This window comes from Microcoleus sp. CAWBG27, from assembly GCF_020883145.1.
Lineage (GTDB): Bacteria > Cyanobacteriota > Cyanobacteriia > Cyanobacteriales > Microcoleaceae > Microcoleus.
Genome location: NZ_JAHREU010000001.1, coordinates 239679 through 257176, shown reverse-complemented (window position 1 = coordinate 257176; position 17498 = coordinate 239679). Strand labels below are relative to the sequence as shown.

The 17498-nt window shown below is 46.0% G+C and carries 14 protein-coding genes; 8 read left to right on the top strand and 6 right to left on the bottom strand.

The window, feature by feature from the left end; translation table 11 throughout:
- The first annotated feature begins 99 nt into the window (after positions 1-99).
- From QZ938_RS01010 to QZ938_RS01000, 3 genes are all read left to right on the top strand, one after another.
- On the top strand, positions 100-1305 hold the full coding sequence (locus QZ938_RS01010) for a glycosyltransferase family 2 protein (protein WP_293346549.1): 1206 nt from the start codon (positions 100-102) through the stop codon (positions 1303-1305).
- A gap of 535 nt (positions 1306-1840) precedes the next feature.
- Positions 1841-3526 (top strand): AIPR family protein, encoded by a 1686-nt coding sequence (locus QZ938_RS01005; protein WP_293346552.1) that lies wholly within the window; start codon positions 1841-1843, stop codon positions 3524-3526.
- Between the two features lie 205 nt (positions 3527-3731).
- Positions 3732-3980 carry a DUF4926 domain-containing protein gene (locus QZ938_RS01000; RefSeq protein WP_293346555.1) on the top strand — a complete coding sequence of 83 codons (249 nt, stop codon included), beginning with the start codon at positions 3732-3734 and terminating at the stop codon, positions 3978-3980.
- 552 nt (positions 3981-4532) lie between these two features.
- On the opposite strand, the gene QZ938_RS00995 is transcribed toward QZ938_RS01000, so the two are convergent.
- Positions 4533-5087 (bottom strand): NYN domain-containing protein, encoded by a 555-nt coding sequence (locus tag QZ938_RS00995; protein ID WP_293156136.1) that lies wholly within the window; start codon positions 5085-5087, stop codon positions 4533-4535.
- Between the two features lie 204 nt (positions 5088-5291).
- Here QZ938_RS00995 and QZ938_RS00990 point away from each other — a divergent pair, with 204 nt between their 5' ends.
- Positions 5292-5450: a hypothetical protein gene (locus QZ938_RS00990; RefSeq protein WP_293346558.1), complete on the top strand. Its 159-nt coding sequence runs from the start codon at positions 5292-5294 to the stop codon at positions 5448-5450.
- On the opposite strand, the gene murI is transcribed toward QZ938_RS00990, so the two are convergent.
- The 4 genes from murI to QZ938_RS00970 form a co-directional block, all read right to left on the bottom strand.
- The gene (gene murI, locus QZ938_RS00985) at positions 5414-6274 is read right to left on the bottom strand and encodes a glutamate racemase (RefSeq protein ID WP_293346561.1); all 861 of its coding nucleotides are present in this window, start codon (positions 6272-6274) and stop codon (positions 5414-5416) included. The two genes, QZ938_RS00990 and murI, sit on opposite strands and share 37 nt — an antisense overlap.
- Before the next feature lie 200 nt (positions 6275-6474).
- Positions 6475-8265: an N-acetylmuramoyl-L-alanine amidase gene (locus tag QZ938_RS00980; RefSeq protein ID WP_293346564.1), complete on the bottom strand. Its 1791-nt coding sequence runs from the start codon at positions 8263-8265 to the stop codon at positions 6475-6477.
- Between the two features lie 171 nt (positions 8266-8436).
- A complete protein-coding gene (locus QZ938_RS00975) occupies positions 8437-9522 on the bottom strand; it encodes an RNA-guided endonuclease TnpB family protein (protein WP_293156127.1) in 1086 nt (361 codons plus the stop codon).
- A 622-nt stretch (positions 9523-10144) separates the two neighbouring features.
- On the bottom strand, positions 10145-10348 hold the full coding sequence (locus QZ938_RS00970) for a hypothetical protein (RefSeq protein ID WP_293346566.1): 204 nt from the start codon (positions 10346-10348) through the stop codon (positions 10145-10147).
- Here QZ938_RS00970 and QZ938_RS00965 point away from each other — a divergent pair.
- Positions 10348-10581, top strand: a complete 234-nt coding sequence (locus tag QZ938_RS00965; protein ID WP_293156124.1) for a hypothetical protein — start codon at positions 10348-10350, stop codon at positions 10579-10581. The genes QZ938_RS00970 and QZ938_RS00965 overlap by 1 nt on opposite strands.
- A 377-nt stretch (positions 10582-10958) precedes the next feature.
- On the opposite strand, the gene QZ938_RS00960 is transcribed toward QZ938_RS00965, so the two are convergent.
- Entirely contained in the window at positions 10959-11990 is a 1032-nt protein-coding gene (locus QZ938_RS00960; RefSeq protein ID WP_293346568.1) for an alpha/beta fold hydrolase, read from the bottom strand.
- Positions 11991-12407: 417 nt separating this feature from the next.
- Between QZ938_RS00960 and infC the strand changes: the two genes are divergently transcribed.
- The 3 genes from infC (at position 12408) to QZ938_RS00945 (ending at position 17149) form a co-directional block, all read left to right on the top strand.
- Complete coding sequence (gene infC / locus QZ938_RS00955) at positions 12408-12941, top strand: translation initiation factor IF-3 (protein ID WP_265239585.1); 534 nt, start codon at positions 12408-12410, stop codon at positions 12939-12941.
- A gap of 253 nt (positions 12942-13194) precedes the next feature.
- Complete coding sequence (locus tag QZ938_RS00950; RefSeq protein ID WP_293346570.1) at positions 13195-16251, top strand: HEAT repeat domain-containing protein; 3057 nt, start codon at positions 13195-13197, stop codon at positions 16249-16251.
- 421 nt (positions 16252-16672) lie between these two features.
- Positions 16673-17149: a Crp/Fnr family transcriptional regulator gene (locus QZ938_RS00945; RefSeq protein ID WP_293156112.1), complete on the top strand. Its 477-nt coding sequence runs from the start codon at positions 16673-16675 to the stop codon at positions 17147-17149.
- The last annotated feature ends 349 nt before the right edge of the window (positions 17150-17498 follow it).

The following is a 17498-nucleotide window of genomic DNA, read 5'->3' as shown; positions in this document are numbered from 1 at the left end:
AGCTGAGATAGCGTTGTTCGCTCTCGTTGACCCAGGTGCAAATTGATTAAATCAACTCCATGACCGCAGTAAATTAAATTAAATTAAGGTACTAGAATTGTGCAAATAAATCAGCTAGGGTTCCTATTTGTTGATGTTGTACTCTCGGCGATCGCCCTGATCGTTCTAATTCCGGTTGCAGTCCTATTCCTAGAATGCTGTGCAGCTTTCCTGTCCAGCTTTGGCACTACAGCGGAAACTCAAGAACCCCGCCCCAAAGTAGCAGTTTTAATTCCCGCCTACAACGAAGCAGCAGGAATAGCCGCCACCATCTCCACTATATTGCCACAGCTAACGCCCCAAGACCGGCTGTTAGTGATTGCTGACAACTGCACCGACGCCACAGCAGAAATCGCCCGTAACAGCGGTGCAAGCGCGATCGAGCGCCACGACACAGAACGCAAGGGGAAGGGATACGCCCTAGATTTTGGCTTGCAGTCGATCGCCTCAGACCCCCCCGAAGTAATCATCATGGTTGACGCCGACTGCATTTGTCAGCCAGACGCGATCGATAAATTAGCCCGGGTGGCAATGGCAGAACAAAGACCGGTGCAAGCAACATATTTAATGGAACAACCGCCCAATCCTACCCCAAAAGATTCGATTTCAGCCTTAGCATTTCTAGTGAAAAACCTAGTCCGGCCCAGCGGATTAAAACAGCTAGGATTCCCCTCATTGCTAACAGGTACGGGCATGGCTTTTCCCTGGTTAATCATTCGAGATGTTCCCTTAGCCAGCAGCAATATCGTCGAAGATATGCAAATGAGCTTGGATTTGGCGATCGCCGGACATCCAACGGTATTCTGCCCCGAAGCCCGAGTCACCGGATGTTTGCCGCAGCAGCAACAAGTAGCTAAAACTCAAAGAACCAGATGGGAACACGGACACTTACAAACCTTGCTAACTCAAACTCCCAGGCTGGCGACAGCCTCCATTGAGCAACAGCGTTTTGACTTAATGGCGATCGCCCTCGACTTATCCGTCCCTCCCCTATCGCTTTTAGTTGCTATCTGGCTAGCCGCTTTTGCCGCCTCAATAGTAGCAGCAGCGATCGGAGCATCCGCGATTCCCGCCATATTATTAGGAGTGCAAGGATTGCTAATTTTAGTTTCAATTGTCAGCGCTTGGGCAAAATTTGGGCGTGCCGACATTTCCGGCGCAACTTTGTTATCCGTACCTTTTTACATCCTGTGGAAAATCCCTTTGTATCTGGGTTTTATCCTGAAACGTCAAACTAAATGGGTGCGTACAGAACGCGATGTTTAGTATTCGGTAATATTCGGTAGGGTGCGTCAGCCAGATAGTTGATACTACTCAAAAATCTCGTTTCTGACGCACCTTACAATAAATAAATTGGTACTTGACATGATATGCTATAATTACACAGCTTGGCTAAATAACACTGCGCTGCAACTGACAGCAAAAGCAGCGAAAAAAGTTAACCGTGCAACGTAGCGGCTGCGGTTTAGCTAGATAATTAGATAGCCGTTTTTAGGTGGTAGCAGTTTTGTCCAATGTTGAGTGTTCGAGTCTGTTTAGCTTAACAGTTGGGGTAGTTAAAAGCCTGAGTTTTTTTCTACGGTGCGATCACCTCCAAGTTCCCGTTCTGCGTTTTTTTCGAGAGTTTAGTGAGAATCACTCAGAGTGCTTTCACCCGAAAGACATTAATATCTTGTAATTTTAAGTGGCATTTTTTCCGAAAAATTGCCTTGGATATGTTATAATCAACGGAAGTTTATTTTAGCTTAATAGCTGATTGAATATGCATAAAATCGTATCATCCCATCTCAAGAGATTCGTCTTGGAGCAGTCATTTGATGAGCTTGATGAAAGCAAGCAATTTGAGAGGTTTAGTAACTTTTGTATTGTTTACAAATTCTATCCAACTCGCTTTGATATTAGTGCTATTACCAGCGAAGATGATGATTGTGGAATTGATGGGATATCTTTCATTGTTGATGGAGAATTAGTTACGACTCGTGATGAAGCCAGTAGTATATTCAAGAGACCTAAGAAGAATGTCGTAGTTGATATTGTTTTCATTCAATCAAAAAGATCGGAAAAATTTGAACGAGGTGAAATTCTCAAGTTCGGTGATGGTGTATCAGACTTTTTAAATGATTCACCTAACTTGCCTCAAGGAGAATTTATCCAAAACTCAAAAGATTTGTTTAATACTGTAATTGAAAATGTTCATAAAATAACTCACGGCAAACCAAATTGCCATCTGTTTTATGCAACAACAGGAACATATCCCCATGCAAAAGAAATAGAAGGAACTTTTAAGAATATTCAACAGATAATAAAAAAATCTGGATATTTCAAACAAGTGACAGTTCTTCCAGTAGATAGAGACGAACTGGTAAAGCTCTGGTCACTAACATACTCAGGCGTAGAAGCGAAATTTGAAGTAAAAGGGTACACACCCTATCCGGAAATTGCTGGTATTAAAGAAGCTTATCTTGCTATTGTGCCAGCTCAGAATTTTATTAAAAATGTTTTATCCGATGAAGATGGGAAACTACGTACTTTTATATTTCAAGAGAACGTTAGATCGTTTTTAGGGCAAGATAATCCAGTTAACAAGATGATTAAACAAACGCTCGTTGATGGAAGCGGAAGAGCGAGATTTGGTATTCTTAATAATGGAATTACAATTATTTCCCCCAATGTTAAAGTACAAAGTGATTCAATATATATTGAAAACTTTCAAATTGTTAATGGATGTCAGACAAGTAACGTACTTTATGAAAATAAAAGCATTTTATCTGATGAAACCATGCTAACTATCAAGGTAGTTGAAGCTACCGATCCTGATGTGATTAGTGAGATTGTAAGAGCAACTAATAGCCAAACTAAAGTTGAAGACATTCAATTTCTATCACTCAAGCCAATTATACGTAAGGTTGAGGATTTCTTTGAAGCATTAGCAGAAGATAGTGATGAAGAAATTAAACTATATTTTGAGCGAAGAGACCGTCAATTTGTTGGACAGGGTATACCTGATAAGAGAATATTTGATATTAAGCAGTGTTCAAGAGCAGTTGTATCAATGTTTTTAGAACGCCCCGATCTTGCTGCTAGATATCCGACTCAAATGCTTGAGGAGTTACATGAAAAACTTTTTGATGAGCGCAATAAAGAAATTGCTTTTTATACTGCTTCCCTTGCCCTATATAGAATTCAATTGCTTATTGGTAATAATAAATTTCCGTATAACTTTGGCAAGTATAAGTGGCATATGTTAATGTGTATTAAGTACTTAATCTGCGGCAATAAAGGCCCCGATTTAACATCTAATAATCTTGAAAAATTTTGTAAACGAATTATAGAAGTCTGTAAAAATTTGAATGATGAAAGCTTGAATTACTTTAAGCAAGTAGAAGATGTTATCAAGCAAGCTGGAGAAGTGGATCGCGATAAATTAAAGGCGAAATCTTATGCGGAAGAACTGAAAAAAATAATACACACTAATTTGGCTACCTAAAAATGCCACTTGACCTAAAAATGTCACTTTTAATTACACCTCATTGAAGCCCACATTCCTCACCCGATTGCGTGTCACACTACAAATTTTGGTAGCTTGAGGAAATTCGGCTGGCGATTTCAACTTTAATTTCGCAAGTCAGGATATAAAAAAGATTCCGAGATTAACAACCTGCTATCCTCTATAGTGCCTGGAGGTGATAAGAGTGGCAAAGAATACAGTCAAATTTCTAGATGTTGTTGCCTTAACTGTTGACCTTCCTGAATACAACCTGCGGCGCGGGCAAGTTGGGACAGCGATCAAACTGTTGGCTGATGGTGCAGCATTTGAGGTTGAATTTAGCGATCGCAACCGGTGCACTTATGAATCTGTCGGATTGCTCAGAGAGAAAATCATGGTGTTGCACTTCGAGCCAGCATCACCCGATCTCAAGCCTGAGATGGTTACAGCGTAAAAAACATATCGGAAAATAAAAACAAAAAAAATCTGAAGCTGGAAATTTCCAACTTCAGACTTTTACTAACTCCCCGGGTAGGATTTGAACCTACGACCAATCGGTTACACTTATCCCAACGTTTCCGAAGGGCGCGGACTATATCATCATCCCTAAAACGAAGACTTATCATCTATCGCGGGATGTCGGGCGCTGTGAGATTTATTGGTTAGGCTCCTCATCTCTAGTCTCTGCACCTTTCCGGCTACTTGCGGTCGAAACCACTGCCTTTCGCTGGACTTGGCTCAAGATTGCCGCCACCCAAAGTGCTGCGGTTTCCTTGAATTCACCCGATTTTTCAGTACCCGTTACCGGATAAAGCTGCTATGTCACTAGGGCTTTTGGTTGATACCAAAGGCTTGGATTCATTACAGCCGATCGCTCTGCCACTGAGCTACCGAGGATTGCGTGGTTTTTGTCACCCACATTTACTAATAGTAGCTGAACTGATTCGATTTGGCAAGGCCTTTGACAAACTTTTTTATTTGTCATACAGAAAGCGGGTTTGGACTGCTAATGCAGCCCCATTCTCATTCTGGCGAGGCGCTGCTGCGATTCTGGATCGAGGGAATTGGACAGAAAGCGACTGGGGTTCTGTTTGCGGGATTTGTGCTGGCGCTCGCTACGGCGGGCGGTGGATTCTACGTCAGCCTCTAGTTGTTCGGCGGACATCCATTCGGCGCCGTAGCCGACTACTGTCAATTGCTGCGCTCGGTCTGATGTGGCGACAATCATCCGCCCTTTGCCTTTGACCGATCGCAATTCGTAGCGCAAACTAGCACAAGACTTTTCAATATAAGTATCTGCCGTCTGACCAAAGTCAGTGTAGTGCACTGATAAATTTTTAGTAATAATTTCTTTAACGCTCGGAGTGTCTCGATAGTGAGCGTCAAACACGAGTCTGGCCTCAAAATCTTGAAGAGCGCTGTAGTTAACTAAAACCTCAATCAACTCGCGGCGGGCTGTTTCGAGTTCGTCGCGATCGCGCTTCTCTCGGAGTCGAGGCCAAAGTCCAATCATGTTATAGCCGTCTACAAGTAACACTGCTTGCGATATATAGGGTGACATGGTTCAAGGCTGAAGAGCTCCAGCAGATAGAGGACGTTATTTGCATTGTTCATCAAAGCTTTTGTTAAATCTTATTACAGATTGATGATTGATTGCTACCTCCGATCGCAATAATTAAACCCCCCAAATCCCTAGGCGTCTGGGATCTGGAGGGCAATACGATTGTCGGTTTTCGATTTTCGATTTTTGATTAAAGAATGGGGAATGACTTGTCACATAAGGGTTTGGAGTTTGCTTAAAGTTGCATTCCTATGGGAAATTGGTTTGGGATTTGTGCGATCGTCTTCTGCAAGCAACGCTTACGAACGATCGATAAATTTTCCCGCTTATTCGACAGATTCGACGGATACGGGCGATGGCTGACGCCCCGCTTCGCTATGGACAACCACGGGCAGAGATATTTTCTCCACCGCAGGAGTACAGCCCAGCCACTGCACCGACAAGTCCGCAAACTGCTGCGGGGCCCCACTAACGCAAAAACGAGTCGGCAGCGCAGCACCCGAATTTCGCAGCCCTAAAACTTCTAATTCTCTTGCAGCAGCAGCCACCACGCGCACCGCAGGATCGATTAAATTCACCCCAGCAGGCAAGAGCGATCGCAACACGGGAGCCAACAGGGGATAATGAGTGCAACCGTAAATCAGCGTATCAATTCGCTGCTGAATCAAAGGAGCCAAATATTCCCGAGCCACCTCAGAAGTATAAGGATCGTGAATCCGATTTTGCTCCACCAGAGGCACAAAAGCCGGACAGCTAACCTGCCATACCCGACAAGAATCGTCCATTTCCAAAATCGCATTTCGATAGGCATTGCTAGCAGCCGTAGCCGGAGTTGCGATCACCCCGATCCGCTTGCCTTGCTGCACCGCCGCCTGGGCCCCCGGCAGAATTACTCCCAGCACAGGAATATCAAACTCAGCCTGCACCATCTCCATCGCCAAAGCAGAACTGGTGTTGCAGGCCATAATCACCATTTTTACATCTTGTTCCACGAACCAGGCCATAATTTCGCGGACAAAATGCACAATTTCCGACGCAGCCCGAGTGCCGTAAGGCAGCCTTGCGGTATCTCCAAAATAAAGTATTGATTCGTTGGGCAATTGTTTGTATAACTGCGTCAAAACAGTCAAACCGCCCACGCCACTGTCAAATATACCGATTCTTTGTTGTCTGGAGTCTGTTGTCATTTGTTAATAGTTAGTTGTCTGTTGTCTGTTGTCTGTTGGCAGGAAAGCAGTTGTCTGTTGTCATTTGTCTGTTAACTGTTGGCAGGAAAGCAGTTGTCTGTTGTCATTTGTTAATCGTTTTCTGTGGCTAATAACAAATAACCAATAACATTAATCAACTGTCAACTGTCCACTGTCAACTGTCAACTGTCAACCGCCCATTATCTTTGTTGAAGATAATATAAAATGCCACGAGCGATCGAAGCCGCCATTTGACTCCGGTAAGCTGGATCGGAAAGTCTAGCAGCATCCTCAGCACCTGTAACAAAACCGACTTCCAGCAACACAGAAGGCATAGCACTCTTCCTCAGAACATAAAATCTTGCCTGCCGCACCCGACGGTCTTTCGCCCCCGTCCCATCCAAAATACTGGCGTGAATCACCCGGGCTAAATCTTCCCCGCTATCGAAATAATAAGTCTCAATCCCGCTAATATCCGGGCGACTCATGTTAATCGCGTTGGCGTGAATGCTGACAAACAAAGCAGCATTCACTCGCGATGCCAAAGAAACTCTCGGTTCTAGGTCAATTTCGCTGTCGTCAGTCCTAGTCATTACCACTTGCACGCCCTGCTGTTCTAGCAGCCTTGCCACCTGATATGAGATATCTAAAACAATCTCCTTCTCCTGAATGCCCCCAATCCCGACGGCACCCGGATCGCGGCCGCCGTGGCCAGGATCTATCGCCACTACGACGCGGCGGTTAGAACCTTGGGGCAAATCACCCGCTCCTATACTGCTTCTCGGCGGCAACGGCTGCGGATTTGGATCGCGAATCAAAGGTGACTGCGCGCTACTACTCGATCGCAATTGCAAGGACAGCACCTGCGGGTTAGGTCTCGTCACCCTGCCTACCTGTACCCCCGATCGCGGCTGCACCCAAATCACCACAGTCTCCGCGTCTTCCTGGCTGGCGGTAAACGATACAGGACTGTTGCCATCGAGCTGAGGAATTTGCCCCGCCAGGGAACTAGAAGCAAGCCGAATCCAGTAAGCTCTTGATGATTGATCCCAGCCGCTGGTATAGGAGACTTGGCGGTCAGTTCTCACCACGAATTGCGTGCCGTTGCTCGATAAATCAATGGATTGAACTCTCGCTAAACTTCCTTGAGCTGGTCTCCCAACAGTTAAAGGTTGGGAGCGCGTCAGGATTGGCGGACTCGTGCCTCCTGGCGATAGCACAACCGAGCCAGAATTGCCGACAGAAGCCCGCCACTGAGTATTAGAACTCTTCATCCGCAAAGTTACGCGGGTAACGGGCGGATCTGTTGGCAGTTGCCGGACTTCAATCTTGTCAACTCCGTGCTTGCCATTGGTTTGAGGCTGTTGCCCGCCTGCGCCCGGAGCTAAAGTAGCTCCTTCAATATCGAGGGTGGCGATGTCCCCGGCCCGACTTTGTTGAAAATTAATTTGGGGGTTGCCACCGGCAGTACGGATCAAAAAACCGTCCGCCGTCACCTGAACGTTCTGAACTACAGTCGCTTCAGCAGATTGGGTTTCCCTTGCTGAAGGTTCAACCGATAATCTTTCTCCCCCGGGTTCTGAAATCGAATTTTGAGTTCCTCCCCGTACCGGTGCGGGTAAATCTACTGTCCACTCGCTGGCAGAAATGCCCCGAAATTTTACTTGCTGGGGGTCTATGGTAAACCCGTCTTTGAGTTCGACGACTATTCTGGTGGTATCGCTGTCAAACTGTCCTACTCGCACAGATTCGATCGCCCCTGAGAGCGGTTTGTTGACCGAGGGACTGCCCAGACTCGTCCCCGGTAAGTCGATTACTAACCGCGTGGGGTTGAAAATCAGTTGAGCCTTGGGTTGGACTCCCCCCTCTGTTCTAATGTAGAGCCGGTTCTCTGAAGCATCAAACCGCCAAGATTGCAGTCTAGCTGCTTCGGCGGCTCCGGCGAGCAAAAATACACTTAAAAAACTTGGTAGTAGCCAGTGGAATTTCACGACAGTTTTTTCCTCGTTTGCGTTACTGCTAAAAGCTGGAAGGGTGCTGCTTGCCGTTACATAAGACTTACCCAAAGCTACCCAACTTTATACAAAGCTGTCCTGGGGAATCTTACTTCCTGTTTCAACCTGGTAGTGTCGGCACTAGACCAGTCCGCAGGCTATCCCCGTCTAACTGACGGTTTTTGACAAATTGATTGCTGCATTTAAGTCGCGGTCAATCTTAAAACCACAATGGCTGCATTCAAACATTCGCTCACTCATAGAGAGTGTTTCTTTTTTTGTTCCACAATTAGAACAGGTTTTTGAACTTGGGAACCAACGGTCAACTATTACCAACTTTGAACCGTACAACTTGCATTTGTAGGTGAGCTGGCGTCGTAACTCAAAGAAACCCATATCAGCAACTGATGCAGCTAGTTTATGATTAGCCATCATCCCGGATACATTCAAATCCTCTATGACTATTACACCGTGGTTTTTGGCAAGTAATGTCGTTAGTTTGTGCAACGTATCTTTACGGATGTTAGCTATCTTTCTATGCAATATAGCTATCTTGAATTGTGCTTTTTGCCAATTACTTGAACCGATGACTTTATGACGAATCAACCATTGCATCCTTGATAGTTTTGCTGCATATTTTTTGTAGGATTTAGCACCGATAACTACTTCACCTGTCGATAGAGTAGCCAATGCTTTAATACCGAGGTCAACTCCTACGATGTCTGTTTTGCATGACTCTTGCTGTTCTACATCAAACCTGAAACTGATAAACCACCTGTCGGCAATACGGGATATCGCGCAAGACTTAGTTGATACTTGTGGTAGCCTTTCATAAGTTTTGAGGACGCCAATTACAGGAACTTGGATTTTGTTACTCCCGCTGATTTTGACTGTCCCTTCTAATGTGAAAGAATCTCGCCTTCCTTTTTTCTTAAACTTTGGTACGCCAGCAGTCTTTTTAAAACACCGTTTCCATGCTTCTCGCAATGCTATTAATGCGCTCTGCGGTGTAGATTTGCTGCACTCGTAATACCAAGCATTTTCTGATTTCACCAAAGCTACCAACAGTTTGTGCAGATCAATAGCTGTGGGAAATTTGAGTTTTTCCTTGGGGTTTGCTTGATTGTGATCGAGAATGTTTTTAGTTAACCACAGTCCCCAATTCCAAGCGTGACGCGCTACCCCGCAATGTTTAGCTAGCAGTATTCGCTGTCGAGCATTGAGTTTTAATTCGGTTTTAAATCCGACTAGCATGGCATTCCTTTATTTGGATCGTGGCATATATTTCTTGCTTGCACTGTCTTATTGTGACCAATATCAGACACCGCAGCAAGTATGGAAAACTTAACAGGAGACAAAAGCTACCCACGATCGGGCAAAGATGGGCAACTTTGTCTAACAATCTAGTTACAGTTTCTAGCCCGCATACTTGGGGGCGATCGATTATAAGCTGACTGAGAAATTGTTGGCACAAGAAAAGGTATTTGTAGCAGAAGGAAGAAGGAAGTTTGGCGACGATCGCGCGATCGCGATTTCAAGGATGCGATCGGTTATAAAACTTTAGTTATAGTCGCGAAAGAACTCACAAGTAATAAAATCAAGGGTTTCAGCAATTCCGAACATCCGGCCCGTCTGGTGCTGCTGCTATTTATAAGAGCAATGAACACCTAATTTCTTGAAGTTAGAAGTTGGAATTTTACCGCTCTTCAAGAAATCTGTTGTACAGGTCTTTAATGGATAGAGATAGTTACATTAAGGTAATAATCCGTTTGACATTTGCATTGTATTCTAACTTTTCATAGGCTACCTCGATAACTTAACAACCTATCTCGATCGCAATCAGGATTTCCAAGATTGAAATCACTTTTGAATTCACCTAAATATTAGTTCCCGACCGACTAGCATATCCTTTTAGAAAATCATTTTCTCTGACAGCTTGACCCTGACATATAACTACATAGCGCGTCTTCCGTCTTTTTCGATCGCAATTGGGACAGTCAGGCATTTCCGGTACTACTGGAAACTTAGTTGTTAGCTGGGTTCGGGCGATCGCTAATCTTAAACCACGATCGCTAGTCAATGCTATTAACTGTAACCGGAGAGTGTTTTGTCTCAACTTGGTGGGCAATGCTTTGTCACCAAAACTCTTTGAACGCGCGGGATCGACCGCCAGATGGTTGGTTAGTTGACCCAGGAAAAGTTTTGACCGGAGATATTGTTATCACAGTTGTAAAGTTTTCTCGACACCAAAAACAATCGATCGGCTTCTGGCAAAAACCTGCGATTTGGGTTGATGGCCTGCCTTTCGACTAACTGCATAACTCGCACCTATACTACCAGTTAGAGAAGATACAGTATCTTGGCGATTGTGTCAATCTCTAAATTGCTGAAAAAAGCGACAATGAAATGCAATAAATTATCTCACCTAAAGAGCGAGATTTGCTGGAACACAAAAGTTGCCCAGAACCAAAAAGTGGTTTAGGTTACTTAAAACCCCAATGAGCGGTGCTCTTGTCAATCTCAAATCGAAAAGAGAAAATCTCCAATCGACTGACTCTCAGGGAGCATCTCAGTTTTGCTATCGAAGTAAATCCATCTTTGAGATTTGAGATTTGAGATGTGGGGATTGGGGTGGAATTATTGATGATTTCCAAGTTTCACCATACTCAGTAACCTTGGCTTACCAGGAATTACCTGGTTAAATGTACCTGTAATTGACTCTCGCCCGTAGCTGCAAAATTTCGATCGATCCAGTTCAAAATTGCTTCATTTACTTGTTCCGGGCATTCATCCTGGGGACAGTGGCCGGCATTGTCTAGTTCAACTAGCTCTACATACTGCGGATTGCATTCGACAAATTGGTGGGGGCGGGCGAATTTAGGGGGAATCATCCGGTCTTGTTTGCCCCAAATTAACAGCATCGGGATTGTGGAATTTCGCAGTACAGTCTTGACACCGGGGCTGAATTGTGAACTGCCTACAGCTTTAAATACAGCGCAGAAGGCACGGGCGGCTCCCCGATCGCCCGCAGGCCCTGATAGAATGTCCACTAATTCGTCGGTAACAGATTCCGGGTTGGCGTAGGCAAAGCCGACCCAGCGGCGGACAACTGAGGGTTTGCGGACGAAAGCAAACAGAGGCCTGAGGATGAGCGGAGAAACAAACCAGCTTTCGACAGCTTCGATCGCCGGTAACAGCCATCCGGGTACCGCCTCGGCTCGCACAGAGGGGTCTGGGAGGCTAATCATCACCGTGCCGGCTACCATCTCCGGGTGAGCGGCGGCGGCGGCCAGACAAATCAGGGAACCGATCGAATTTCCTGCCAATACTACTGGCTCTCTGATAAAAGTCAGCCAAAAATCATACACTTGATCGACCCACAGAGACACGTCGTAGTTAACGGGAGCTTTTTGGGAAGCGCCAAAACCCAACAAATCCAAGGCATAAACTGTATGTTTTTCGGCGAGGGGGCCGAGATTTTGACGCCAGTGACCGATCGAAGCTCCAAATCCGTGAAGTAAAATAATCGGTGTGGTGGATGGCTTTGAGGGGATTGGTTCGGCCTGGGAATCTTGAAATTCGATCGCGCCTCTATCGCGTTCTAAAGCCGGCCGCAAATAGCTGTAGCGAGTTTGCCAACCCCGCCACACCCAGTCTCGTTGAGTTCCCACCCGTTGGTGCCAGTGCAGAGAATTTGTCAATTTTGCCTCTGTTCGCAACATAAATTTACATTTGCTTATACCTATTCTACAAGGCAACTCAGAGGACTTGGGGAACGGATGGGACTGGGCGAGATTAGCTAATAAAAGGCGTTTTACCTGATTTTTAACGATTTACCGGGAATTTGCGACGGTTTTACCACAAATCTGGCACGGGGGCGGGCGATCGTGTGTGAAGTTAAAATAAAACTAAGCAGAAACTTGGCCAGACTGAGTAGAATAACAGGTATTGTAAGAATTCATTTACGATCGTCCAAATATTCTCTAAGGCTTGAGCTGAGGGGAGAGAGGGCGCGATAGTACGTCCGGTAAGGGTAACACCTTACACAATAGCTCGATCGAACAAAATAAAAGATTGGTCGATCGAACCTGTAACTATCAAGAAGCTTCAATATTAAACTACTGATTGTAAAACCATTCATGCCTGTGATTGAAAGAAGACAAAATCGCAACCTACCCCAGATCAACGAAAATATTCGATACCCCAAAATCCGGGTGATCGATACCGACGGCGCGCAACTAGGGATATTGACACCCGCAGAAGCGCTGCGTCTGGCAGAAGAAAAAGAACTCGACCTCGTACTTGTCAGCGACAAAGCTGACCCACCTGTATGTCGCGTTATGGACTACGGGAAGTACAAATTTGAGCAGGAAAAGAAAGCGCGAGAAGCCAAACGGAAGCAACACACTGCTGACGTGAAGGAAGTTAAGATGCGCTACAAAATTGAAGAACACGACTACCAAGTGCGCCTCAAACTAGCAGACCGCTTTATCAAATCTGGGGACAAAGTAAAAGCCACGATCATGTTCAGAGGTCGGGAAATCCAACACAGTAACCTAGCAGAGGACTTGCTCAAGCGCATGGCCACAGATTTGCAGGAAATCGCAGAGGTGCAGCAAGCGCCGAAAAAAGAAGGCCGCAGTATGATGATGCTGCTGTCGCCGAAAAAATAGTTATGAGCAATTAGTCATCAGTCATCAGTCATCAGTCAATAGTAATAGACTGGTGACGGTAGACTAATTGCTATGCCCAAAAATGGATATAGGTTTCCGACTCTAGTCGTCGAGGGTCAAAACAAAAATTTTAGACTCTAGTTCCAGCTCCTAGATTCCATCTGTGGAGCAAATCTAAAATCGTAAGGGCGCTCGCGCTAGGCGAAATCTAAAATCTAAAATCTAAAATCGGGATATCTACGCACTCTTAAGCATGGAAAATTTTCAAATCAGCGCTTGGGCGGGAGCAGGAAAAGGAGTGCTGCGATCGCTCAACCTGCGATCGGAAGAAGTAGAGCGAACCATACTGATGTTCCTCGTCTACACTCTAACATCCGTCGGGCTGATCTGGCTGGAACTCAGCACGGTAGGTCTGTTTTTAGACGAATTCGGTGCGGACAAAATGCCCTTTATCTATATAGCCAGCGCCTTTATCGGTTCTGGTTTGGGATTTGTCTACTCGTGGCTGCAAAAAATCCTGCCCCTGAGACGCACCGTTGTAGTGGTTCTGGGAATGATGTCGGTACCGCTATTTTTGTTTAGATTCGGCATCGGCTACGAAAATACTAAGATAGCTGGCATCAGCATCGCTTTTATTACTATTTTTTTGATGTGGCTGTGGGTGGAAGCTTGCTATGTCCTCAACGACCTCAATACTTCCATTACTTCCAACCAACTGTTTAATATTAGAGAAATCAAGCGCACCTATCCGCTAGTCAGTAGTGGTTATCTAGTGGCTGGAGTAGTTAGCGGGTTTTCTCTGCCGGTTTTGCTCTATGTAGTCGGACTCAAAAACGTTACTCTAGTATCGGGGTTAATGGTGGCGACAGGCTCGCTGTTGCTGTACTACCTGACAGAAAAATACCGCCAAGCTTTCCCGGAAACGGCTCACTGGACAGATGACGATGAAGACGACGACCAACAAGAATTTGCCGCCCGCAAAGTAACAGGCCCTCTCCAAAAATACGCCATACCTCTAGTTAGTTTTTTCGTCCTTGCAGAAGTCCTCTATGTGTTGGTAGATTTTCAATTCTACAGCCAGTTAGAATACCAAAATCCTTCGGACGGCGCTAGTGGAGCTAGTTGGATTGCTAGCTTCCTGGGGATTTACGAAGGCATACAAGGCTTGTTTCAAGTGGCGACTCAGTGGTTCGCCTCCAGCCGGTTGGTAGAACGAATCGGTGTATTCGTAACGGCGATGATTTTGCCTGCGGGAATCGCGATTCTGGGCGTGCTGACGATAGGAGCATCCCTGGGCCAGCTAGTATCTGTGTTCATCGGACTGATATTGCTGAGATTTCTGGACGAACTGCTGCACTACACGCTGTTGGAAACTGTGAGCCCGGTTTTATTCCAACCGATTCCTGACAATATTCGATCGGGAATTCAAACTCTAGTCAACGGTGTGGGCGAACCTATGTCCTGCGGAGTGACAGGAGTTGGCATCCTGATTATGCTGTGGGTGACAGACAAGGTACTGCCCCACCAAGACGAAAAAGACACGGTATTTCACGATAACCAAAGCTTGGTATTCATCGGGGCGATCGTACTTTTGGCCCTAGTGTGGCTGTTTGTAGTGTGGCTGATCCGCTCTCAATACGTCGGTTTGTTGGTCAAAAGTGCTGAACGGGGGCGCTTGGGTGTCACAGACGTTGACCTCAAAGCTCTCAAGCGCGCGGTGGTGGAAACTCTGGAAAAGCCGGGAGGCGAAGATGAAAAGCGCTCTTGCATAGAACTCCTGACGCAAATTGACCCCAAAAATGTCGGAGAAGTTCTTGCTCCGCTTCTCGATTCGCTGTCGGCATCGTTGCAGCGCCAGAGCTTGGAAACAATGCTGCAACACCCGAATCCGGAATATTTAGAAGCTGTACGGGCGCTTTCGCAGCAATCCTTGCCGCCGGAGGTGCTGGCCTTGGCTTTGCGTTACATTTGGCTGACGGAGGCTGAACCGAATATTGACAGCTTGCGCCCTTACTTGCAGGCGACTGTCGATCCGGTGGTGCGGGGTACGGCTGCTGCTTTAATTATGAGAAGGGGCGATCGCCAGCAAAAGGCAGAGGCTACTAATACGCTGCGCCAAATGCTTACCCACAAGATGGAACGAGAACGGGTGATGGGAACGCGGGCTCTGGGAGAGGCTGATTATTTGCAAGGACTGCGGCTTTATATCCCCAATCTGTTGCAAGATGAATCTCTGCGAGTACGCTGTGCTCTGTTAGACGTGATTTCGTCTACTCATTCTGAAGAATATTATCCTTCCCTGCTGCGCGGACTCGGTTACAAATCGACTAGGGAAGCGGCTTTGCAGGCGATCGTCAAACTTCACAATGATGCGATTCCTTTGCTCGTCTATTTGGCTGAGGACATCCATAAGTCGGATTTGGTCAGATTGCAAGCTTGGACGGCTCTCGGTCAAATAGGGACTGTAGAGGCGATCGACATTTTGGTCAGCAATTTGATGACGGCTTGGGGAACTACCAGGCGCAACATCCTCCGCATCCTGTTGAAAATGCCATCGGAAGCGGGTATAGAAGGGATTCTAGACCGCATCGGCCGCAGCGGATTGGAAACTCTCATCGAACAGGAGTTGATGTTTATCGGTCAAATTTATGCAGCTATGGTGGATTTGTCTGGTGTAACAACCTATGGCAATTTTGCCGATCGAGATGCCAGCAGGGGTGCACCCGAGAACGATACGGCTCAATTGTTGCAGCGCGCTCTGGCGGGTTTGGAAGCTGATGCTAAGGAACGATGTTTTTTGCTGATGAAGTTTCTTTATCCGTTGGACACCGTACAAGCTGCTGCTTTCAACATTGCTTCTGGCCAACCTTCTTTGGTGGCTAGGGGATTGGAAATTCTCGACAATACTGTGGATATCGCTAAGAAGCGATCGCTGATTAATTTGTTGGATCAGCACTCGGAAAGAGAGAAATTGAGCAATCTCTCGGAATTAATGGTGTACAAACCTCTATCCCCGAGCGATCGTTTGCGCCGCTTGCTGGAATTGCGCCATTTCCTTTCTGATTGGACTTTAGCTTGCTGTTTTCACTTGGCGAGGGAAGCGCGTTGGAGCCTTACCGCCCAACAAACTCTTGTCTGTCTGCAACACCCGACGGGTTTTGTCCGCGAAGCAGTGTTAGCCTATTTGAAAATAGCTTCACCGCGGGCTTTGCTCGAATTGTTGCCGAGGCTGCAAAATGACCCCGATAATTTAGTATCAGCTCAAGTTGAAGAAATGATGGCAGAGTTGGGTTCTGGGGGGAAAAGGTAAAGAAGGAAGAAGGAAGAAGGAAGTTCGTTCAGTAACGAGCAATGTACGGGATGTAAGGATGGAGCATCTCACTTTTGCAAAAAAGCAGTTTCTTGACAGTGCGAGCGTCCCCTGCAAAAAAGCAGTTTCTTGACAGTGCGAGCGTCTCCTGCAAAAAAGCAGTTTCTTGACAGTGCGAGCGTCTCCTGCAAAAAAGCAGTTTCTTGACAGTGCTGTCCCCGCTCGCGAGTGTTGGTATAGATCGCGAGCGGGGACGCTCGCACTATAAAATCAAAACTGAGATGCTTGCTGTAAGGAAGAGGGAAGAAGGCATATTTTCCCATTACCCCATTATCCCAGTCTCTCCCTCTCCCCCTCTCCCCCTCTCCCACTCTCCTTTTCCTTCTCCTTTGAAAGTATAAATTAATCACTGCATCGCATTATGTTAACTAGCGTCGAACGCCTATTGTTTGTCAGGGAAGTTCCGATTTTTAAGGAACTGCGGGATGATTTTCTTGTGCGTCTAGCATCGGTAATGGACGAACTTTCGTTTCCTTCTAAGCACAGGATTTTTACGGAAGGACAAGAAGGCCGATCGCTCTATATCTTGGTATCGGGTACGGTGCGGGTGCATATAGGCGATCGGGATTTGGCACAGTTGAAGGCGGGGGCTTGTTTCGGGGAAATGTCGCTATTTGATGCGGAACCTCGATCGGCTTCTATTTCGACTCTGGAACAATCGGAGTGTTTGATGCTGACTCAAATGCAGCTTTATGATGCGATCGATGAAACGCCGGGAATTGCTGTTAATATTATTCGCTTGCTGTCGCGCCGGATTCGCGAGTTGAATATCAAGTTGAATGCTAAGGAAGCGGTTATGCCGCCTCCTGATGCTGTGAGAGTTCCTGAAATGCGATAAATGTTGAGAACTGGAATTGTGTTTTGGTCTAACCTGGAGAATTCGTTTGTAGTGAGGACTTTAGTCCTTCTTCATCAAAATCTCAGGACTAAAGTCCTCACTACGAACCTGGAGAATTCGTTTGTAGTGAGGACTTTAGTCCTTCTTCATCAAAATCTCAGGACTAAAGTCCTCACTACGAACCTGGAGAATTCGTTTGTAGTGAGGAATTTAGTCCTTCTTCATCAAAATCTCAGGACTAAAGTCCTCACTACGAACCTGGATAATGTTTACGTGAGATATCAAACAATTAAAAACCCGGCTTTTTACACAACCGGGTTGTTTAAAATCGATAATGAAGCGCGATTTG